Source organism: Candidatus Aminicenantes bacterium (assembly GCA_026393855.1).
GTDB lineage: Bacteria > Acidobacteriota > Aminicenantia > Aminicenantales > UBA4085 > UBA4085.
Map to the genome: position 1 here is coordinate 1 of JAPKZJ010000122.1, position 20,965 is coordinate 20,965.

Here is a 20,965-nt window from a genome sequence, read left to right on the forward strand (position 1 = left end):
CTGGACCGACGCCCAGGAGGCCAAGCGCTGGGCGGCCCAGACGCTGGCCGGGCTGACGTTGGAGAAGAAGATCGGCCAGATGATCTGCCCAGACATCGCTGCCGGGTACATCACGGACGACGACCCGCGGCTGGCCGGTTGGATCAAGCAAGCCAAGGATCTCGGCGTGGGCATGTTCGTTCTCTATGGCGGCACGCCCCGCGACGTGGCCCATCTCCTGAACCGGCTGCAAAAGGAAGCCGCCGTCCCGCTTTTAATCTCGGCGGACTTCGAGGGCGGGCCCGGCCAGCAAGTGACGGGCGCCAGCGAATTTCCGGCTAATATGGGCTTTGCCGCGGCTGCGTCCGATGACCTCATGTACCGCCTGGCGCGCATCGGGGGCACGGAAGGCCGGGCCATGGGCATCCATCTGACCTATACGCCCGTCGTCGATATCGCCGTCCGGCCCGACAACCCGGCCGAAAGCGTTCGCTCCTTTGGCGGAGACTTCGACCGGCTGGACCGCATGGTCCGGGCTTACGTTCGCGGCTACCATGACGGCGGCATGCTCAACACGGCCAAACACTTCCCCGGCCGCGGCGATGTGGCCGTCATTCCCGGTGTGGCCGATTGGCAGCAGGTGGACAAGCCGGCGGCCGCCTATGAGGCTGAGGAAACGCGAGCCTTCAAGTCCGCCGTCGATGCCGGCGTTTCGTTCATCATGACCGAGCACATCGCGGTGCCCTCGGTCACGGGCGGATCGATGCTGCCGGCCAGCGTCGAGAAGAAGCTGGCCACGGATTGGATCCGCGGCAAGCTCGGCTTCAAGGGCCTGGTGACTTCGGACGACCTCTGGTATCCTCACGTCGTCAAGCGCTTCGGCGAGAACGAAGTCGCCGTCCTGGCGGTCGAGGCCGGGCACGACATCGTGCTCAAGCCCAAGGATCCGTTCGGCGCGGCGGCGGCGCTCATCGAGGCCGTGAAGAACGGGCGCATCCCGCTGGCCCGCATCGACGAGGCCGTCCTCAAGCTGCTCGAGCTCAAGGCCCGGCTGGGCCTGCCCAAGAACCGCTTCGTCGACGAGAGCAGGGTCAACGCGCTCGTCGGGACGCCGGGCAACCTGGCCGCCGTCCAGGAAGCGGCCGACAAGTCCCTGACTCTTCTCAAGAACGACGGCCTCCTGCCTCTGCCGGCGAGCCGCCTGGCGGGGGAGAAGATGGTCCAGATCGCAGTCCAGAAAGCCGATGGAGATCCCTCGCCGGCCGTCCTGACGGCCAAGCTGGCCGCCTCGTTCCCCGGGATCAAAAGCTATACCCTGCGTCCCGACCTGGACCCGGCCTACTATGAGAAAGCCTGGCCCGCCGTCGAAGCGGCCGATTTGATCATCGTCTCGTTGTTTGTGCCCCGCAACCGGCTGGGCGATCCGGCACCGCTTCGCGACGGCGATCTGGCCTTCCTGCGCAAGATCATCGCGGCCAAACCCAAGGCCGTGATCGCCATGTCCTACGGCAATCCCCAGATCATCCGCAAGATCGTAGACGTCGCGGCTTTCGCCGTCGGATACGCCGAGAAGGGCTGGTTCGGCAACCAGCCGGTCTACTTCGATTCGTTCATCAAGCTGCTTAAGGGTGAGCTGAGTCCTTCAGGCAAGCTGCCCGTGAAGGTCTCGGATGCCTACCCGATAGGAGCCGGCATCGTCCGTTGATCCTCCGGCGGCCGAGCTGCCCGAGATCACCGGATCAGGTGGAAGGCGGTCTGCCGCCCGTCGAGAAAGGCGACTTTCTCGCCGGTGAAGACGACGTCTTGCTCGATCGGCACCCGCAGCTCGGCCAAGCCCCAGTCGGGCATTGGCCCCGTGGCGCTCAGTTCGACCGTGAAGACGCTCCAGGGGACGAGCTTGACGTCGCCCCGGCCGACGTTGTTGACCTGCTCCCAGGGCAGGCCGATGAGCGGACCGGGCTCGTGCAGGAACAACCCCAGCGAGTGGCTGTAGACCTTGGGCCCGGGAATGCCGACGGCCTTGGCCTTGGCCAGGATCCGGCCGAGCAGTTCGTTGCCCGTCAGGCCGGCCTTGAATTCGCCGCAATAGACGTCCTGCAGGCGATTGGCCTCGGCCAAGAGCTTCCGCAAGCCCTCGGGGGCATCTGTTTCGCCCGGCTTCAGGACATAGGCCACTTCCTGATTGTCGCTGTTCCAGCGCATATATTTGACGCCGACATCGCAGTGGATGTAGTCGCCGGGGCGGATGGCCTTGTCATCCTTGCCGTAGGCGGCCAGCGTCTCCGGGCTGCGGGCCCGGATCGTGACGAAGGGGCTGAAAGAGACCTTGAGCCCGAGGTCGGCCGCGCGCTGCCAGTAGAAATAGCGCAGATCGTCGGCCGTTGTCTGGCCGACCGTGATGGTCCGGTTGGAGAACATCTCGGCGATGATGGCGTGAGAGATCGCGGCTGCCTGCTCCTGGATCTCGACCTCCTCGGGCAGCAGCGTTTCGCCCCACAGGGTGGCCAACGGCTCGGCCGAGACGATGCGGGAGGATAGCTCGGGGCCGAGAGCCGCCGTGATCCGCTTCTTGAGATTCGTGGTCAGGGCCCCGGCTACCCATTGAACCTCGCCCTCGTTGAGGGCGATCCTCTTGGGATTCCGCTCCTTCACGATTCGCCCGAAGGCTTCCCATTGGCTTTCGCCCTTCTTGGCGTCGAAGGCGGCCGCGTCCCAGCCGTTGACGAATAGACCCTGGGTATCGGTGCGCGAAACGTTGATCCGCTCCACGCCCTTCTCCGGCCCCCGGTCGTAAAGGACGAGGATTTGGGTGATCGGGCACCAGTTCTCGAAGGGCATCATGGTCTCGAAAATGGGATCGAGATTGTCCTCGTTGCAGGAAATCACCCACATATCGATTTTCGTCTCACGCATCATTCGGGGGAGGAGAGTGTCCAGGCGCTTTTGGACGGTCTTGAGGACCAAGGCCGCCCGATCCCGGATGGATAGAACGGCCGGGCCGGCGGATGCTTTTTGCGCGGCGGGAACGGCAGCCGCGAGGCAGATTATAGCCAGGCCGGCGAACAGCGCCACGGCGATCGAACGGTGTTTCCTCATGAGCCTCTCCTTTCGCCCCGACGACGGGGGATTTCCCTGTTTCATACCACGCACCCCCGACGCGGTCAAGGCGCCGCGGGTGGCGCGGCCGTGGCGCGGCCGTTGACTTTTCGGCCCTTTCCGGCTAAAACATAGACCTGCTTAAGCGTCCATTCCCCGGTCCGGGGAGTGAGAGCGGGCATAGCTCAATGGTAGAGTACCGGCTTCCCAAGCCGGGTGTTGTGGGTTCGAGTCCCATTGCCCGCTCTGACTCTCCGGCCTAACGAGAACCATGAACGAAGCTCCCGAATTCTTCATTTTGCGCCACGATCGCCCGCTCCCCGGCTCGCTCAATATGGCCGTGGACGGGCATCTCCTCGCCTCGCTCGGCGAGACGCCCCGGACCGTCCTGCGCTTCTACCAGTGGGAGCGTCCGACCGCCTCGCTGGGGGCGGGCCAGACCGCGGCCCGGGTCGTCGACCCCGAGTTCTGCCGGGCTCACGGCATCGACATCGTCCGCCGTATCACCGGCGGCAAGCTCGTCCTGCACCATCAGGAGGTCACGTACTCCGTGACTTCGAACGATGTCGCGACGTTCACCGACACCTTGGGCGGCTCGTACAAGCGCATCTCGCAGGCCCTCGTCCGCGGGCTGGAAGGGATGGGCCTCAAAGCCGCGCTGGCCGACAAAGCCCCGCCTTTCTACGCCAAGGGGACGATGCCCTGCTTTTCCCTGCCCGCCCAGGACGAGATCGAGATCGGCGGCCTGAAGATCGTCGGTTCGGCCCAAAAGCGGACCGGCGGGCGCTTCCTCCAGCACGGCTCAATCCCGCTGGCCCACGACATAGAGCTTTTGCGGGCGGTCTCGCTCTACAAAGGCGAGGGGGGAATTCGAATGACGTCCCTCTCGCGGGAGCTGGGCCGCGATGTGGACTTCGATTGGGCGGTCGAACGGCTGACCGCCGGATTCGCGGACTTCTTCGGCGTGTCGCTCCTGCCGCTCGAGCTTGGGCCATCCGATTGGGATGCCATCCGAACCTTGGAAGCGGGCAAGTACGCCAATCCGGCCTGGACATTCGAAGGCCGCGACGCTCCCGAGGCCGCCGACCCGCGTTGATTTTTGCGGGGGCCGGTGTTAAGATCGAGCCGATCCTTATGAACGAAGTCGAAGCCCTTCTCAAGCTCGATCCCCGGGAGCTTCCCCCCCTCAAGCCCATCGCCCTGGACGACCTGCGCCAGAAAGTCCACAAAAACCTGCATATGGAGCTTGGGACGGGCGCCGTACTCTGCCTCCTCTCGCCCTCCTATTCCGTCCTCCTGCCTGAGGCGAACGAACGGGTGGCCGAGCTGATCTCCAAGCGGGAAGCCATCCTCGATTACGTCAAAGAGAGCCTGATCCAGAACCTGGCGGTCTATTCCGTCCTGCTGGACGTCAACAGCTATTTCGTGGAGCAGAACGATTGCCTGGTCTTGGCCCGCCTGCGCGAGACGGAATCGCACGGCCGGCGCTACGAGGTTCAATACTACACCCAGTCTCCGATGGAGCTTCTTTCCCACTACGAGGACAAGATCTACATCGGTCGCGACTTTGTCGACCTCTTCAGCTTCAAGCGCAAGTATTACGGCATTCGCGAGCATATCACCGCTCTTAAGGACCAGTCTGATCGTCTCGTCGACCGGGGCCAAGAGAAGCTGCGGCGGCCGCTCGATTATAAATCGTTCTTCCAGGAGATCCGCGAGTCCATCGGTGAGCTGGCGACGGAGAGCGCGACCATCCTGGAATCCCTGCCGCCCGTACCGGACTACGCCAAGCTCGATGAGAAGGACCTGATCGAGATCAACGCCCAGTACCGGGCCATCAATCATTTTCTGATCGAGCTCGACGATGAAGTAGCGGAGTTCGAGAACCTGCTCCGGTTTAAGGCGGAGATTGGGTTCGTCCGCTACGTGACCAAGTATAAAAAAGATCTGACGAACCTGATCTCGCTGTTCAACATCAAGATCAACGGCTGCCTGGGCCAGCGGATCGTCCAGTTCCGCTCCAAAACCCAGTTGCTCTGATCTCTTCCCGCCAGATAAAAATGTTCCATTCTCATTTCCGGGGCCTGCGTCACAGTGATCGGCCCGGCGGCGCGGGTTTTTCACGCCTTTTTTGCGCTACTCTTCTCGGCGCCTGCGGAACTCCGCACCTCTGATTTCCCGATACATCAAGGCCTCCCACTCCGTCTCGTTCCCCATGATCTTGTCGTGCTCAAACATCCCTCGGCGCCTGCAAAGCCAGGTTCCCTCGAAGAGGTTCGCAAAAAAGGCTAAACCCGCGCGGTTTCGCCGTTGGCCGATCACCGTGCCGCCTTACCATCCCCCGGAAATGGGAATGGATTCCATAAAAAGGGCGCGGTTTCCCGCGCCCTGGCAGAGATCGTTTCCCCGTTCAGTCCGTCTTTTTGTCCGTGCTCCCGGCGTCGCGGACTCGGACATCGCCGTAGGTTGTAACAATCGTTACGCCCGGTTTGCCGGCCGCATCAGTGAAAGCCTTGACCTCCGAGGACCCGTTGGTCTTGAGAGAGGCGGGCTTCTCGGCCAGCATCCAGTTGATTTCGCCCGATGTCGTCCGAGCCTCGAGCGGGCCGCGGACGCCGGCCGGCCACTCCAGATCGACCCCGGCGTAGCTGCCCTGGACGTCCACCGCCCCGGCCAGCCCCAGCGGCCGCAGGCGCAAGTCGCCGTGGCTGAGGACGATCACGGCCGGGCTCGTGAAATCGAGAAGATCGACGTCCTGATAGGACGTCGTAATCTTGATCTCGGGGCCGGCGATGCCGGACGCCGAAACGCCCACGTCGCGTCCTTCAATCTTGAGTCCGCCGGACACGTTCCGGGCCCGGACGAAGCCGTGATCGTTGCTCACGTCGGCCGCCCCCTTGATGTCCGCAAGCTCGATCTCGCTCTGCAGGCCGCGGATCTTGACGTCCAGCGCGCCGACGACCCGGATGGCCTCGTAGGACGAGCCGATCTCGGCCCGGCCGCCGATGTCCTTGGCCAGGATGTCGGAGTGCGAGCCGGAGACGGTCAGGGCCTTGGCCGTGCGTTCGACCCGGATGCGCTCATAGCTGTTTTCGATGATGAGGTCGCCCTCGACCGCGTGGGCGTTGACCTCGCCGTGCGGCGCCTCGATCCGGCAATCCCCGGCGATCCCGTCCGCGTCCACCGGCTCGTAGCTCGTCCGGACGACGAGAGGGCCGGCGATCTGGGCGGCCGAAACGCGGCCGTGGCTGTTGATCAGCTCGGCCCGGGCGACGCCGGAAGCCTTGACCGGGCCGTAAGAGTTCTTGATCAGAACGGAGGTGGCGGCCGGGACGAGCACCTTGAAGTCGGTTTCGAAGCGTTTGGTCTTGAAGTCCTCCCGGTTGGTGGACAGAATCAGGCGGTCGCTCGACTGGTTGGCGATCATCCGGATCGCGTCGGCCGTCGTCTTGGCCGCGGCTTCGTCCTTGCGCCAAACGCGCTTGGTGAAAACGATGCGGACCTGATCGATCGCGGCCGATTCGACGGCGACCGCGCCGTGGCTGTTGGCGATCTCGAGCCAGGCCGGGGCCGGTCCCGGAATGTCCCGCGTCTCTTCGAACTGGAATTCCCGGCCGGACCAGCCGAAGAAGTCGTCGCCCTCGAAGGACAGGCGGCCCGACTTGAAGTAGCTGAGGGACACCCCGGCCAGGATGATCAGCAGGGCCAGGACGATCTCGCGGGCGCGCATGGGCTCAATCCCGGGGCGAGGCGGGAATCTCGTCGGATCCGGCCGGCTTCTTGCGGCGCAGCCCGTCGATGAGCTTCTGGGCGCCCCAGATGATCAGAATGACCGGCCACAGCTTCCAGAGGTATTCCCAGGCGTCGATGTTGATGAAGTTTTCGGCCAGGAAAGCGGCGCCGATGAGGATCAGGATGATGCCCCAAACCAGGGCGTCTTTGCGGCGACGAGGGGACATGGTGATTTCTCCTTTTAATGTCAGTCGCTCTTACGGAGCGAGTCGAAGATGATCTTGAGGCCGATGAGGATGACGGCTACGGGCCAGAAGTCGAGCACACGCTCGATCTGGAGGATGTCGAAGTTGGACAGCAGGAAGACGACACCGATGCCCATCAGCAGCAGGCCCCAGAAGATCGAGCCCTCGGGGATGACCTTGATCGGCGCGGGGGCGGGCCCGGCTGCCGGGACGGCGGCCGGATCAGCCATCGCTTCGCCCAAGGCCTTGACGTTGATGGCCTTGGCCGTCTGGACGGCGTCGATAATCTGGTAGAAGTAGAAGCCGGCGAAAATGAGGGGCAGGAACGGGTGCGGACCGCGCGGCATCATCGAGATGCAGCCGGCGAAGATGAGGAAAAAGAGCAGGGCCTTGGGCGCCTCGCCGTTGTAGAGCTGGCCGGCGCCTGGGAAGAACCCCGACAGGATGCCGGCCGCGGCCGGCGACTTGGGGGGACGGTTCTGGATGATGATCTTGTCGGTCATGGCAAACCTCCGTTGGCTTTCGATTATCGGTCCTCGGCCCGGCCGATCGGGTTGGCGGCCTTGGCCGAATCATAGACGTTGACGGCGAACTCGCCGATCCGATCGGTGACCGAACCGGCCTGGACATAGAGCTTCTCGATCGAGCCGAGGCTCCGGTGGAACTGGCGGTTGACGGCCTTCTGGATGCCGGCGGGACCGGCGATATAGACGGTGATCAGAATGAGCAACCCCGAAACGGCGGCCAGGACGGGTTGCAGGGCGGGACGCCGCAGGAAGGACAGGTCCAGCTTGAAGCGGCGGGATCGCTCGGGGATGGCCAGCAGGCGCCGCCGCAGGGCCGGGCTCGGCTCGATCTCGGGGAAGGAGGCGAAGGCGGCCAGGGCGGTCCTCATCCGGGCGGCCAGGCCGGCGCATTCCGGGCAGGCCGCCAGATGGGCCTCCATCTCGGCTCGGGCGGCCGGGTCGAGCTCACCGTCGAGATAGGGGGACAGAAGATCTTGGATCTTGTCACACGTCATGTTCGTCCTCCCCGAATTCCTTGAGAATGCGGGCCAATTGCAGTCGGCCGCGGTTGATGCGGGATTTGACCGTCCCCACCGGGACGCCGCTGATCTCCGCGACCTCTTCATAGGTCTTGCCCTGGATCTCCTTGAGGATGACCGCCATGCGGATCTCCGCCGGCAGTTTGGCGAGCCCCGACCAGAGGAGCTTGCGGGTCTCCTCCTCGGCCAGGCCGCGCTCGGGGTCGTCCGTTCCCGCCAGGGTGGGGGCGTGGTCCTCGAAATCGTCGCGGCTCTTCTTTTCCCATTTGGTGCGGCGGTACTCGTCGATCAGGAAGTTCTTGGCCAAGGCCAGCAGCCAAGCGGTGAAGTTCTTGTCCCGATCGAACTTGCCGAGCGAGCGGTAGAGCTTCATGAAGATGTCCTGGGTCAGGTCTTCGGCTTCTTGATGGCTGCCCGTGAATTGGAAGGCCATGTTGAAGACCTTTCTGGAATAGAGATCAACCAGCATCCGCCAGGCTCCTTGATTGCCTTCCAGGCAATCCTTGATGATCGCTTCCAAGTTCACTCACCACTCCGATAGACGAGATGCAGGGTGATGGAGTTCCATATTAACAAAGAATTTCCAGGCGTCCGGCGGCAAGGGATAGGCGAAGGCTTGGTGGAGCCGGCCGGAGGGACGGATGTTTCCGTATTCATCTCAATCTATAGAAAACAAACGAATTGCATGTTTTCAGACCGGCTTCAGCGGCGGCCCGGCTTGGCCGAGACAGTCAGCTCGTCTTTGACAACTCCATTAACGTCAATAACTTGCAATAAAACAGACGAATTCGAGGCCGAAGCCTTGATGACGCCGTCCGTCGGGCCGCCTAAAACCGGGAAGGCGTTCTTTCCGGGCGCCGGTTCGAATCGGTAAAGGGAGTGAAGATGTCCGGAGATAACGAGATCGACGCCGCCTTCGTTGAGGATCGGGCCCCAGAGGGCCGTCAATTGTTCCGAGGCGTAGCCTTTACCGTAGGGGGGAATATGGCTGAAGACGACCCGGAACGAGGCGTTTTTGAAGTCGGGGCTTTGAATCTCTTCTTTGAGCCATGCCGCTTGGGCGGCTCGGTATCGATCGAAGTCGGCCAGCCCGGCGTAGACCGGGGAATCGTCGGGCTTGTCCTCGCCCGAGTCCAGGATAATGAACCGCACCGGCCCATGAGTGAAAGCGTAAAAATAGCGGCCGGAGGGGGTTGGAAAATAGCTTTCGAGACGGCGGGCCATGGCGCCGCGAGTCTCGTGATTGCCCCGGGTCATGACGATGGGAACCGCCCCGGCGAAGCGGCGGGCCGCCGGATCGAACAGGTCCGCGAAAACGTCTTCCTCTTTGCCCGCGTCGGCGACGTTGTCGCCGTTGAAGAAGATCAAGTCGGCGGCCGTGGGATCGGCCTTGGCCGCCAGGGCGGCCAGCTTGGCCGCGTCGTTGTGCAGGTCCTGGAAGACGACGAATCCGAAGGCCGCTTTCTTTAGGTCGAGGGTGCGAAATTCGCGAATCTCGCTCATCGTCACCGGTCCGTAGACGACTTCATACGGTTGGAAGGCGAGAATGGACTTGGAGACGACCCGATAACGATAGGCCTTGCCCGGCTCAAGGCCGGCCAGCCGGACTTCGTGCCGGACCGTGTCGGCGTCGATCAGGCCGTGGCTTCCCGGCCGGGCGATCTGGATCAAGCCTCCGAAGCTGGGAAAGGTGCGGAAGTTGCCGCCGGTCGCGTATTCGACCCATGATGTGCAGGGCTTGTCCGTGAACCAGACGATCGTCATCCCGTTCGGGGCGGGATTGGTCAGCAGCGGGCCGTGGACGATGACCGGGGGAGCGGCTTGGGCGCGCGCGCCGGAGGGGATCGCGAGGGCCGAGACGAGGAGGATAATGGCCGCAGATAGCGGCCGTTGGCGGGTCATGGGGCTCTCCTTGAGGCGGCGGTCTTGGATATCCATACCAAAGGGGCGGGACGGCGTCAACCGATCCCGACGGTACCGGCCGCTCTGGGGCGTTATTGACAGGCTTATTCTCCCATGATATTATGTAATAAGTAGGAATTAGGAGAGATCATGGCCGAACGCAAGGTGAAAAAAGTCTTTGCCGCCCGTCCGACGCTCGAAGGCGCCGGCGTCAAATTGAAGAGGGCCTTCGGCTTCCGGGAGGTCCCGCTGTTCGATCCTTTCCTAATGCTTGACGATTTCGGCAGCAAGAATCCCGACGATTACACGGCCGGATTCCCCTGGCACCCGCACCGCGGCATCGAGACGGTCACCTATATGTTGGAAGGCCATGTCGACCACGGCGACAGCCTGGGCAACTCTGGAACGGTCGGGCCGGGCCAGGTCCAGTGGATGACGGCCGGCCGCGGCATCGTGCATCAGGAGATGCCTCGCCGGGAGGCCGCCGGCTTGCGCGGTCTTCAGCTCTGGATCAACCTGCCGCGCGCCCACAAGATGACCGAGCCCCGCTACCGCGACATCTCCGCCGAATCCATCCCCACGGTCCGGACGCCGGAGGGCGCCGAGGTCAAGATCATTGCCGGGCGCTTTCAAAGCGTGGGCGGTCCGGTTCGGGAGATCTTTGGCAACCCCGAATATCTGGATGTCACGCTGCCGCCCGGCACCCCGTTCGTGCGGGAGATCGAAGCCAAGCACGGCGCCTTCGCCTATGTCATGGAGGGGAGCGCCGAATTCGGTCCAAGCGCCGAGCGGGTCGTCCGGGGCCAGACCGCGCTCTTCGGCAGCGGCCCGGCTGTCCGGGCCACGGCGGGGCCGGAGGGGGCGCGTTTCGCCCTGATCTCGGGCCGGCCTTGGGGACAGCCGGTTGCTTGGCGCGGCCCGATCGTCATGAATACCGAGGAAGAATTGGATCAGGCCTTCCGAGAATACGAAAACGGAACGTTTTTAGGCTAATCGCTCTATAGATTATCTCCCGATACCGGGAAAGGCGTTTTGGAATACCGGCCCGGCGGCGCGGGTTTTTCACGCCTTTTTTGCGCTGCTCGCCTCGGCACATGCAGCCGAAGGCGCTTGCCTGAGCCCTCCTTCGAAGGAGGGGCTGGGGTGGTGATATCAATTAAATCAGAAGTGTTCGGCGCCTTCGGAATTTAAAAATCGCTTTGGCGCCCGCAGAGCTTCGCAGTCCTCGTTGGGACGTCGATTCGATCGTCCCCGCGAGGGTTGGGTTCCCTCGAAGAGGTTCGCAAAAAAGTCTAAACCCGAGCGGTTTCGCCGTTGGCCGGTATTCCGAACCGCTTGGATTTCCCGGTATCGGGAATAAATCCATTATTTTTCGATATTCGCCAGAATCCGCACCGCGCCGGGTTTGACGCCGGGCTCCGATAAGAAGGGCTTCAAGGTGTTCCGGACATCGTTGTTCAGGAAGACGATCCCCTCGGAGGTGGCCCCGTTGACGGACGCATAGGTTTCGGTGCCCGGGGCGGAACGGCCGTTACGGACGAGAACGTCCCGGACGTCGTGCAGAACGATCGCGGGAGCACCGGCCGCCGTGGGCAAAGGGGCCCTTCCCGCGCTCACGCCATCCAGTTCCAGACCCAAAACATCCTGGATGCGGAGGGCGCTCCTCCAAGGCGTATAAGGCGCGCCTTCCCAGAAAATCTCCACGTTCCGCAGCTTGAGGTTCTTGGCCCAGCGGAAGGTCAGGGCATCGACGGCCTTGTCGTAGGGCGAAGCGGGATCGTGGATCAGGAAGAGCTTGACGTTGTCCAGGGTGATCCCGTCCAGCGGGCTGTCGGGGTGGCCCAGGCAGACGCTGGCGCCCCGGCCGCGGGCGACGATGTCGCGCAGGATGACGTTGCGGATGACGCCGGCCGGCCGGTCATCCTCCGGCTTCCAGTTCTTGTGGATCTGCTTCCGCTGCTTGACGTTGAAGTGGAACGGCTCGCCGTCGCCCCACCAGAACCAGTCGTAGCGCACGCAGTCGATGGTCAGCCCGGAGATGACCACGTTCTCGACGACGCCGCCGTCGAAGTTCATAAAGGCCAGGCCGCGGTTGGAATCGGTGATGACGCAGTTGGTGATGGTTACGTTGCGGACGGCGTTCATGTTGCCGTCGCAGAACTTGATGGCGCTGGAGGCCGAGGACAGCCGGCAGTTCGTGACGGTAATGTTCTCGCAGGGCAGGGCCGGCCCGAACCAGTTCATGGAGTAGAAGACCAGGGCGTCGTCGCCCGTGGTGATGGTGCAGTTCGAGATCCGCATGTCGCGGCAGCCGTCGGGGTCGATGCCGTCGGCCCAGACCCCGTCCTTGAGGCTGGACTTGATATACAGACCGTCGATGACCGTCCGGACGCAGCCATAGAGGTGCATGGTCCAGGACGGGGAGTCGAGGAAGCTCAAGCCGCTGATCCGGACGTCCACACAGCGGAGCAGGAGGACGAGCTTGCCGAACTGGTCGGTTTTGGGGAAAGACCGGGTCAGGGGCAGATTGAGCTTTTCCATCTCGACCTGGTTGGGGTAGATGAAGTCGTCTTCATGGTCGCCTTTGAGCCGGTATTCGTACCGGCCTTGCCCGTCGATTGTGCCCCGGCCTTCCAGGGTGATCCCGGTCAGGTCTTCGCCATAGAATAGCGCGTCTTTGGGAAAAGCCGCCTTATCCTTGATCGAGTAGATCGTTGCTCCCGCTTCGACAAAGAAGCGGACGCGGCTACGGAGAAAAATGGTGCCGGTGGAGTACTCGCCGGGCGGCACATAGACCGTACCCCCTCCGGCGGCGGCGCAGGCGTCCACGGCCTTCTGGATGGCGGCCTGGGCGCTCCCGGCTTTGAGCCCGTTGGCGCCGAAGTCGCGGACGTTGAAGACGGCCTGTCCGGCGGTGGGGGCGGCCCAGCCTTGGACGAGGCCGAAGACGAAGATGAGGCAAGCGGCGAGTCGGATGCGCATCGGCGACCTCCGAAAAAAGATGGCCTCATCTTAGCCGAATTCGCCGGTCCGCGCCATCGCAGGTGACCGGGAATCAAGGGATGTGCTACCATGAGCCCGCCGGGCGAAGAGAATGAGGAGTGGCTATGAAATGGTATGAACAGTTCTTCGACGGGGTAGCCATGGATTTCTGGAAGGCCGCCGTCCCCGAAGAATGGACTCGGGCCGAGGTAGTGTTTCTGAAGGAATCCCTTGTTCTTGCCCCCGGATCTTCGGTTTTGGACGTCCCTTGCGGCTTCGGCCGCCATGCTCTCGCCTTAGCGGCCGAGGGCATTCGGGTTCGCGGCATCGATATTGCCCCGGCCTGCGTCGAAGAGGTCAACGCGCGGGCTAAGGCGGCGAATCTGCCGGCCGAGGCCGTCCTGGGGGATTTGGCCGGGGTCGATCTGGGCGGACCCTTCGATGGCGCGTACTGCCTCGGCAACAGCTTCGGTTATTTTGATCCCGACGACATGCTCGGTTTCTGCCGGCGGGTGGCGGCCGCGCTGCGGCCGGCGGGCCGATTCGTCATCCATACGGCCATGGCCGCCGAGTCCGTCCTGCCCGATTTCCGGGAGCGGGAATGGATCACCGCCGGCGACATCACCTGCCTGATGGCCAACGGTTACGATAGCGAACGGAGCGTTGTTGAAACGCACTATACTTTCATACGGGACGGCCGAGTCGAGAAACGCTCGTCCGAGCACTATGTCTATACGGTGGGGGAGATCGGACGATTGCTTGCCGCGTCGGGATTTCGAGTGCTTTGCTCCGTCGGATCGCCCGACGGAACGCCCTTCGAATTCAAAGATCCCCAGCTCTACATCATCGCCGAAAAGCGCTGAGAGCGCGCTTCCGGGTGCGTTAATGCCCGTGCCGGTGGTGGATGTCCGGCCAGTGGGCGTGGCTGTGCTCTCTCTCCTCATGGCTGTGTTCGTGGACATGCCCGCGGCTCGGCTCTTCGGATGAGCGCCCTCCCGGCAGTCTCTCGGGCTCGGGATCATGATGACTATGATGATCATTGTGATGATCGTCATGGTGATGATGAGGGTGGGCATGGACGAGCCGGTCGTGGTGATGAGCGTGGCCATGGCGTTCGAGGACGATGAGCGCCGTCCCTGCCAGCATCAGCAGAACGCCCGGCAGGAGAGGCCATGACGGCGCCTCCCGAAGCAGGACCAGCGAAAGGACGGCGCCGACGAATGGGCCAAGGCTGAAGAAGGCTCCGGTCCGGAATGCCCCCAACCCCGATAGGGCCCGGATGAAAAGGACCAGGCTGATGCCGTAGCTGAAAGCGCCCAGCGCTGCGCCTGCCAGCCAATACGTCCAGTGAGGGAACGGCCGACCGAGCCATGCGGCCAAGCCGAGAGAGAAAGCTCCGGCGATGAGCCCTTTGACTTGGGCGATGCGGACCGGGTTCTTATCTGCGATCATGCGGGTGAAGTTGTTGTCGGCGCCCCACGCGGCCATCGCCGCGAGGACAAGCAGGACGCCTAGCGCTGATATCCGTCCGGCCGAGACGTCCCAGCTCATGAGGAAGCCGGCGGCCGTCATGGCCGCCAAGGCCGCCCAGGTCCGGCGGCCGGCCGGTTCGCCGAAGAGAAGGACGGCCAACAGGGCCGTAGCGACGCCTTCCAGATTGAGTAGGAGCGAGGCCGAAAACCCGCTCAGCCGGGACAGGCCGAGGAGCAGCAGGATAGGCGCCGCGATCCCCCCGCAGACGATGGCCCCCGCCAGCCAAGGTGCGTCCTTGCGATTGAGAGGGCTCGGCTCGCTTCCTGCATGGCTGCCGCGAGGGCGCAACTGATTATAAAGAGTCAAGCCGATCCCGGCGCCGGCATAGAGCAATCCCGCCAGGACGAGCGGGTCGGTGTCGCGGAGCAAAAGCTTGGCCAGAGGTGGGCTGACCCCAAAGAGGGCGGCCGAGACGAGAATGGCGAAGAACGGCCGACGGTCCATTCACCCCTTCCTGGATTGCACCTTGAGCTCGCCGCAGGTGATGCCGCGTGGGTTGAGGCACTTGCTGCAGGAGATGCAGGAGGATTTTTTAATACGGCCGAGGCGAAAATCCCTCACCAACCGAGGCTCCCGGATGAATGGCCGGCTCAAAGACACCAGATCGGCCCGGCCGTCGCGGATGATCGCTTCCATCCGGGCGAAAGTCCGATTCCCGCCCAAGCCGAAGACCGGGATGCGCAGGACTTTCTTGAATCGGGCCGCGGCGTCCACGAAGTAGCCTTCCTCCTCCTCCGGGCGCACCCCCAGCCAGATCGATCCCTTTCCGGCTTCGGTCATGCCGCCGCTGATTTCGAGGCCGTCCAAGCCGGCGCCTTGAAGGAGCCCGGCGATCTCGAGGCTCTCCTCGACCTGAAGTCCCGAAGCCAGGAAGTCTTCCGAATTGAGCTTGGCGATGACCGGGAATAGGCTGCCGCAAATCGCCTTGATGCCGGCGATAATCTCGAGGACGATCCGAGCCCTTTTGGCCGTGGAACCGCCCCAGTCGTCCGTCCGTCGGTTGGTGTGGGGCGAGAGAAAGCTGCCGAGGAGGTAGCCGTGGGCGCAATGGATTTGGACCCCGTCGAACCCGGCTTCGCGGGCCCGACGGGCGGCCTGGATAAAATCGTTCTTGAGGCTCTCGATCTCGACTGGAGTGACTTCCCGCGGCGTCAGCTTGAACGTCGGCTCGAACACGGCCGAAGGACTGATCGGCTCCCCGCCGACCAGTTTGACCTTGGTCTGGCGGCCGGCATGGGCGAGCTGAAGGAAGATGCGGCTCGGGAAGGCGTGGACGGTAGAGGAGATCCGCTTGAGGCCGGGGAGGAACCGATCGTCATAGACCGCCGTCTGGAAGGGCCCGGCTTTGCCGTCGGGCCGGATAAAAGCGTGCCCGGTGATGATCAGCCCGACCTCGCCTTCGGCGAGATCATGGAATAGGCCGACGAGTCGATCGGTAACGAAACCGTCTTCGTCGGCCATGAACTCGGCTGTGGCCGAGCGGACGAAGCGATTGGGTATTTCCATCCCACCGATCTTGATCGGCGTGAATAGAGGCGAATCGGACGGAGATTGGGTCATTCGGCTCGCTCCGATTAACTAAGATATATCTAATTTGTAAATCAAGGACATTCTCCTATAATCTACTCTGAGATGCAACGGGCTCCGGCCCCATATGGTTATGGAATTGTAGACATGGACGAACAACAGCTGATCGCCCTCGTCAGGGACGGCGACGAGCGGGCCTTCGCCGAGATAGTACAAGTCTACAAGGACAGAATTGTGAACTTTCTCTTCCAGATGACCGGCGATTACCAGAAGGCCGTCGACCTTTCCCAGGAGACGTTCCTCCGGGTCTATTTCAAGGCCGACAAGTACCGGCCGATCGCCCCTCTCTCGTCCTGGATCTACGCCATCGCCTCCAACTTGGCCAAGACGGATATCAAGAAAAGGCGGCGGATGCCGCTGGTCTCGTTCGAAGAGCTCCCGCCCACCGCGGATTTGAGCACGCCGAGCCGCGAAGCGTCCGATTCCGGCCTCTCGGCGAACCTCCGGCAAGCCTTGGCCAAGCTCAACCCGCGCTACCGCATCCCCGTCCTGCTCAAGGATGTCGAAGGCTATTCCCAAGAAGAGATCGCCCGCATCATTCAGCGGCCGGTGGGGACCGTCAAGGCCCGTATCAGCCGGGGCCGAATGATGCTCAAGAAGTCCCTGGAATCGGCCCGTCAAGACGCGGCCGGACTGCCCAAAACGGAGATCATCGATGAACAGCTTTGACCAGCTCAAGCGGCTCGACCGGGTTTCCGCCCCCGAAGGATTCGAGGACGGCGTACTCAAAGCGTTGGCCTCCCGGCGCCGGCAGTTGCCGGCCCTGCGGCGGGCCCGAGCCTTCCGGCGGGCGATGGCGGTCTCCGCGGTCGTCCTGCTGGCCGGCTTGGGAGCGCTCAACCTGTTCGTCCTGCGCGGACCCGCGCCGTCCGCCACAATGGCCGACGCCGACTCCGGCCAGAAACCCCTGTCCATCACCGAGCCCGTCGACTATCGGGGCGACCTGCAGAACGCCTCGTACGCGCCGGGCGCCGTTTATATCTTGGAACGAGTGTCCGAGGCTTCCCCCACTCTCATCAAGTACTAGGAGGTTGGAAGATGAACCATCGGTTCAAAACTCTTGCGGCCCTCGCCCTCGCCCTGGCTGTCGCCGGACCGGCTTTTACCGGCACCCGGACGGCCATCGACGAGAAGAGGGTCGAGGAAATCATCAAAATGACGGCGCCCTCGGTCGTCAAGGTCGAGGCCCGCAACGGCATCCGCAAGATTGCCACGGGAATCGTCATCGACAAGGACGGGACGATCGTTACGACGGCGCTCATCTCGCCGCGGGACCAGACGATCCAGGTCACCACGGCCGACGGCAAGGTCTACCAGGCGATTTTCAAAGGCTTCGATACCCAGACGGGCATCGCCGTCATTCAGGCTAAAGGAGCGGCCCTGACCCCGCTCGGTCTGGGCAAGACCGGTGACCTGCGGCCGGGCGTCTGGATCGGGGTCGTCGGGCTGTCGCCCGAGCATACGCCCTCGATCACCCAGGGCATCGTCAGCTCGGCCTCGCCCGACAAGGCGCGGTTGAACGTCTGGGTCGTCCCCGGCTCGAGCGGGGCTCCCGTCGTCAGCGCCGAAGGCAAGATGGTCGGGCTGCTGCGGGGCGCCTACTTCGACGATGCCTCGGTGGCCTTCGAGTTCCGGGAAGGCACGACGGTCGGCTCCGGCTTTGCCGTCAGCCGCGGCGAGGCTCCCTCGGCGGGCATGGCCCTGGCCATCCCGGTCGACCTGGTCATTTCTGTCGCGACCGATATCCGCAAAAACGGCAAGGTCATGCGCGGCTGGATGGGCGTTTCGGTGGATGTCTCCGAAGGCCCGCTGGTGGTGGCCGTAGTCGATCCCAAGAGCCCGGCCGAGCAGGCCAAGATCAAGGTCGGCGACGTCCTCATCAAATTCGAGGGCAAAGACTTGACCAACGGCAACGCCCTGGCCCAGGAGATCCGCTCCCGCAAACCGGGCGCCGAAGTCACGCTCAAGATCGAACGCGACGGCAAGCCCTTGGACGTCAAGGTCAAGCTGGGCGAGTACAGCGAGGCCAACGCCCAGCGCGAGCTGGAGATCCTCTTCCCGCAGCTCTTCCCACAGATCACCACCCGGCCCCAGGACAGAAATCCGTACGCTCCGGTGCCCGGCAACCCGCTGTCCTCCTACCGCTGGGAGAAGCGCAAATATATCGGCGTCTCCCTGGAGCCGATGAACCCCGAGCTGGCCGAGGCCTGGGGCGCCAAGGACGGCTACGGCCTGCTGGTCACTGCCCTGGAGTCCGAAGGCGCAGCCAAGAAGGCCGGGATCAAGGTCGGCGACATCCTCCTCAAGGCCGACGGCAAGAAAGTCGAGTCCGTGAACGATTTGAGTGCCCTGTTGCAGGACAAAAAGAAAGGCGACAAGGTTAAAATCGATTTCGTTCGGGACAAGAAGACGATGGCGCTGGACGTCGAAGTGACCGAGGACGAATCGGTTGGTGTCCAGTTTCTGCATCGCTCGCCCGAGGAGCCTGGGTCAAGTGAAATCCCGGGTCGGCCGGCCGAGAAGGAAGCGCCGGGGGGCTTCTCCAAGTCGACTTCCAAGTCGGAAAGCGCCGCCCGGGACATCGTCAGACAGTTCGAGTCCGAGTTCAACGGTTCTCGCAATTGGACCACATCGCCCAGCCCGGACCTGCTGCGGATCATGCGCAACGGCAAGACGATCATCTGGATTTGACGGAAGCCGGGACTCTGTTCCCGTTGCCCCGCTCTCTCGCAAGGGAGGGCGGGGCTTTTTGTTCTTCTCCCGATTCCGGGAAACGCGGTTCGGGGTGTCAGCCCGGCGGCGCGGGTTCACCACTCCTTTTTACGCTAATCCGCTCGGCGCCTCCAGCGCTTCGCAGTCCTCGTCGGGACGTCGCTTCGACAGTCCCCGCGAGGGCGGAACTCCGCATTCGAGATCCCTCGGTCATAGAGTCCACCCACTCCGTTTCGATTCCGTTAGATGGTTGCGTGCTCAAACAGCCCTCGGCACATGCAGCCGAAGGCGCTATCCTATCCCCGCCTTCGAAGGCGGGGTAGGGGTGGTGATATCAATGAGAATAAGAGTGTTGTGCGCCTTCGGAATAAAAAGCTTTTCCCGCGCGGTTTCGCCGTTGGCCGACACCCCAAACCGTTGGCGTTTCCCGGAGATGGGAGAAGAACTTTATTAACCGGCTTCGACTGCGTGAATCATCGCCCAGAAGTTTTCCAGAGGCGTGTCGAGCTGGACGTGATGGGTCGGGCCTAGAATGAGCCCGCCGCCCTGGCCGACCGTGGCCAGCCGGTCGCGGACTTCCCGGGCCACGTCGGCGGCTGATCCGAACGGCAGGGTGTGCTGTTCGTCGATCGTCCCCCAGAAGCAGAGCCGATCGCCGTACCGGCGCTTCAGTATGGCCGGATCCATGCAGGCCGGCTGGATGGGATTGAGGACGTCCACGCCGATTTCGATGAGCTCGTCGATGATCGGAGTAATGTCGCCGTCGGAGTGATAAGCGACTTTGCAGGTCGGGCTGACCGATTTGATCTCGGCGATGATATCGGCCAGGCGGCCTTTGAGGAAGCGGCGCCAAGTTCGGGGCGACATGATCATCCCGGTCTGGCCGCCGACGTCGTCGCCGAGCCAGATCATATCGGCGCCAAGCGAGGCCAGGCGCCGGGCGACCGTCCGATGATAGCGGAAAGGGATGTCGAGTATTCGGTCGGCCAGATCGGGATTCTCGACCAGGTCGAGCATCATCCGTTCCAGGCCGCGGAGGGCCCAGGCGGTCTCCCAGATCGTCGTCACGGCTACGCCGCAGATCCAGTATTCTTTGCCGAATTCGCGGATGACGCGCTCGGCTTCGGTATAAAGCTCCGGGCGGTCTGGATCGGGTGGGGAATAGCGATCGATCGCCGCGTCTTCTGCCAGCGGGAAGCCTTTCATTTCCGTGTAATGGCCGGTTCCGAAACGCGTCTCGTAAGGGGCCACTTCCCAGCGGATGCCCCACTCATCGGTATAGGTTTCATCGGCTTGGTAGTAGGAATTGGCCCAGCCCACGCTGGTGAGAAGAACATCCTCGCCGACGGCTCGTTCCAGATTATAGACGTTGCCGCCGCCGTGGGGATTATGGCCTGCTGCGCCGGCGCTTCCCAGCCGCCCTAGTCCTTGCAGATCGGCCCGAAGGCGGACGGCGAACTCGGGCGTGAAGCTGACCTGAAGCGGGCAGCGATCCGGCCGCTCTTGGCTCAGCGCGGTTTGGACTCGTTCGCGATGGGAGAGGGCCATTTTGCGTTCCCCGGTCAGAGATCGGACCAGCGGTCGAGATAGTCCTCGAGCTCGGCGGGGGAGAGCCGCGGATTGTCGAAGAAGCCACTTCCCAGCCGTTGGCGGATGGCTTCGTAGACGATGATCCCCACCGAGACGGACAGGTTCAGGCTCTGGACCATGCCGAACATCGGAATCTTGATCTTATGGTCGGCCGCGACCAGCGCCGCTTCCGAGATCCCGTCTCTTTCGCCGCCAAAGACGACGGCCGTAGGACGAGTGAAATCCAGGCTGGTGTAGGGAACCGAATCCGGGCCGAGATGCGTGACGGCCACCGCAAAGCCTTGCTTTTTCAGCCCCGCCAGGCAGGCTTCGGTCGTGGGATGAAAATCGACTTTCAGCCACTTGTCGGCCCGGGTGGTGATGGCGTTGTTGATGGGCATGGGATCGTCGCCCGAACCGATGACGTCGATGGCCATGATCCCGGCCGCGTCGCAGGTCCGCAAAACGGCGCTGGCGTTGTGGGGGTTATCGATCCTCTCCAGCACGATCCGGAGGTCCGGCTGGCGGAATCCCAGCACGCTCTTGATCCGGGCCAGTCGTTCGGGCGTCGTCATGGCGGATT

20 protein-coding genes and 1 tRNA gene are annotated in these 20,965 nt (G+C 63.2%); 9 read left to right on the forward strand and 12 right to left on the reverse strand.

Annotated elements, in window-relative coordinates:
* A partial coding sequence (locus tag NTZ26_14825) for a hypothetical protein (protein ID MCX6561774.1) occupies positions 1–1,684 on the forward strand: 1,684 nt, incomplete at its 5' end.
* 26 nt (positions 1,685–1,710) lie between these two features.
* Here the strand turns inward: NTZ26_14825 and NTZ26_14830 are convergent.
* The gene (locus tag NTZ26_14830; GenBank protein MCX6561775.1) at positions 1,711–3,075 is read right to left on the reverse strand and encodes a M24 family metallopeptidase; all 1,365 of its coding nucleotides are present in this window, start codon (positions 3,073–3,075) and stop codon (positions 1,711–1,713) included.
* Positions 3,076–3,249: 174 nt separating this feature from the next.
* On the opposite strand from NTZ26_14830, the gene NTZ26_14835 reads away from it, so the two are divergent.
* The 3 genes from NTZ26_14835 to NTZ26_14845 all read left to right on the forward strand — a co-directional run bounded on the left by NTZ26_14835 (position 3,250) and on the right by NTZ26_14845 (position 5,115).
* Positions 3,250–3,321: transfer RNA gene (locus NTZ26_14835), tRNA-Gly, on the forward strand.
* Positions 3,322–3,346: 25 nt separating this feature from the next.
* Complete coding sequence (locus NTZ26_14840) at positions 3,347–4,171, forward strand: biotin/lipoate A/B protein ligase family protein (GenBank protein MCX6561776.1); 825 nt, start codon at positions 3,347–3,349, stop codon at positions 4,169–4,171.
* A 38-nt stretch (positions 4,172–4,209) separates the two neighbouring features.
* Positions 4,210–5,115, forward strand: coding sequence for a hypothetical protein (locus tag NTZ26_14845; protein MCX6561777.1), 906 nt, complete (start codon positions 4,210–4,212; stop codon positions 5,113–5,115).
* 370 nt (positions 5,116–5,485) lie between these two features.
* Here NTZ26_14845 and NTZ26_14850 read toward each other — a convergent pair whose 3' ends face one another.
* From NTZ26_14850 to NTZ26_14875, 6 genes are all read right to left on the reverse strand, one after another.
* The gene (locus tag NTZ26_14850; protein ID MCX6561778.1) at positions 5,486–6,805 is read right to left on the reverse strand and encodes a DUF4097 family beta strand repeat-containing protein; all 1,320 of its coding nucleotides are present in this window, start codon (positions 6,803–6,805) and stop codon (positions 5,486–5,488) included.
* Between the two features lie 4 nt (positions 6,806–6,809).
* Complete coding sequence (locus tag NTZ26_14855; protein MCX6561779.1) at positions 6,810–7,034, reverse strand: DUF5668 domain-containing protein; 225 nt, start codon at positions 7,032–7,034, stop codon at positions 6,810–6,812.
* 20 nt (positions 7,035–7,054) lie between these two features.
* On the reverse strand, positions 7,055–7,555 hold the full coding sequence (locus NTZ26_14860) for a DUF5668 domain-containing protein (GenBank protein ID MCX6561780.1): 501 nt from the start codon (positions 7,553–7,555) through the stop codon (positions 7,055–7,057).
* A 23-nt stretch (positions 7,556–7,578) separates the two neighbouring features.
* Positions 7,579–8,073, reverse strand: coding sequence for an anti-sigma factor (locus NTZ26_14865; GenBank protein MCX6561781.1), 495 nt, complete (start codon positions 8,071–8,073; stop codon positions 7,579–7,581).
* A complete protein-coding gene (locus NTZ26_14870; protein MCX6561782.1) occupies positions 8,063–8,623 on the reverse strand; it encodes a sigma-70 family RNA polymerase sigma factor in 561 nt (186 codons plus the stop codon). The genes NTZ26_14865 and NTZ26_14870 overlap by 11 nt, the downstream gene beginning before the upstream one ends.
* A 176-nt stretch (positions 8,624–8,799) precedes the next feature.
* On the reverse strand, positions 8,800–9,999 hold the full coding sequence (locus NTZ26_14875; GenBank protein MCX6561783.1) for a metallophosphoesterase family protein: 1,200 nt from the start codon (positions 9,997–9,999) through the stop codon (positions 8,800–8,802).
* Between the two features lie 150 nt (positions 10,000–10,149).
* Here NTZ26_14875 and NTZ26_14880 point away from each other — a divergent pair, with 150 nt between their 5' ends.
* Entirely contained in the window at positions 10,150–10,992 is an 843-nt protein-coding gene (locus tag NTZ26_14880; GenBank protein ID MCX6561784.1) for a pirin family protein, read from the forward strand.
* Positions 10,993–11,364: 372 nt separating this feature from the next.
* Here NTZ26_14880 and NTZ26_14885 read toward each other — a convergent pair whose 3' ends face one another.
* Positions 11,365–12,981, reverse strand: coding sequence for a glycosyl hydrolase family 28 protein (locus NTZ26_14885; protein ID MCX6561785.1), 1,617 nt, complete (start codon positions 12,979–12,981; stop codon positions 11,365–11,367).
* A 125-nt stretch (positions 12,982–13,106) separates the two neighbouring features.
* Between NTZ26_14885 and NTZ26_14890 the strand changes: the two genes are divergently transcribed.
* Positions 13,107–13,844: a class I SAM-dependent methyltransferase gene (locus NTZ26_14890; GenBank protein MCX6561786.1), complete on the forward strand. Its 738-nt coding sequence runs from the start codon at positions 13,107–13,109 to the stop codon at positions 13,842–13,844.
* A 19-nt stretch (positions 13,845–13,863) separates the two neighbouring features.
* Here the strand turns inward: NTZ26_14890 and NTZ26_14895 are convergent, their stop codons facing one another.
* Positions 13,864–14,958 carry a DMT family transporter gene (locus tag NTZ26_14895; GenBank protein MCX6561787.1) on the reverse strand — a complete coding sequence of 365 codons (1,095 nt, stop codon included), beginning with the start codon at positions 14,956–14,958 and terminating at the stop codon, positions 13,864–13,866.
* Positions 14,959–16,074, reverse strand: coding sequence for an NADH:flavin oxidoreductase (locus NTZ26_14900; GenBank protein MCX6561788.1), 1,116 nt, complete (start codon positions 16,072–16,074; stop codon positions 14,959–14,961).
* A 114-nt stretch (positions 16,075–16,188) separates the two neighbouring features.
* Here NTZ26_14900 and NTZ26_14905 point away from each other — a divergent pair, with 114 nt between their 5' ends.
* From NTZ26_14905 to NTZ26_14915, 3 genes are read left to right on the forward strand one after another with little or no spacing between them, the layout of a single operon-like run.
* On the forward strand, positions 16,189–16,770 hold the full coding sequence (locus NTZ26_14905) for a sigma-70 family RNA polymerase sigma factor (protein MCX6561789.1): 582 nt from the start codon (positions 16,189–16,191) through the stop codon (positions 16,768–16,770).
* Positions 16,757–17,128 (forward strand): hypothetical protein, encoded by a 372-nt coding sequence (locus NTZ26_14910; GenBank protein ID MCX6561790.1) that lies wholly within the window; start codon positions 16,757–16,759, stop codon positions 17,126–17,128. The genes NTZ26_14905 and NTZ26_14910 overlap by 14 nt, the downstream gene beginning before the upstream one ends.
* Before the next feature lie 11 nt (positions 17,129–17,139).
* On the forward strand, positions 17,140–18,792 hold the full coding sequence (locus NTZ26_14915) for a PDZ domain-containing protein (GenBank protein MCX6561791.1): 1,653 nt from the start codon (positions 17,140–17,142) through the stop codon (positions 18,790–18,792).
* A gap of 471 nt (positions 18,793–19,263) precedes the next feature.
* Here the strand turns inward: NTZ26_14915 and NTZ26_14920 are convergent, their stop codons facing one another.
* Positions 19,264–20,361: a hypothetical protein gene (locus tag NTZ26_14920; GenBank protein MCX6561792.1), complete on the reverse strand. Its 1,098-nt coding sequence runs from the start codon at positions 20,359–20,361 to the stop codon at positions 19,264–19,266.
* A 14-nt stretch (positions 20,362–20,375) separates the two neighbouring features.
* The gene (locus NTZ26_14925) at positions 20,376–20,957 is read right to left on the reverse strand and encodes an RNA methyltransferase (protein MCX6561793.1); all 582 of its coding nucleotides are present in this window, start codon (positions 20,955–20,957) and stop codon (positions 20,376–20,378) included.
* Between the last annotated feature and the right edge of the window lie 8 nt (positions 20,958–20,965).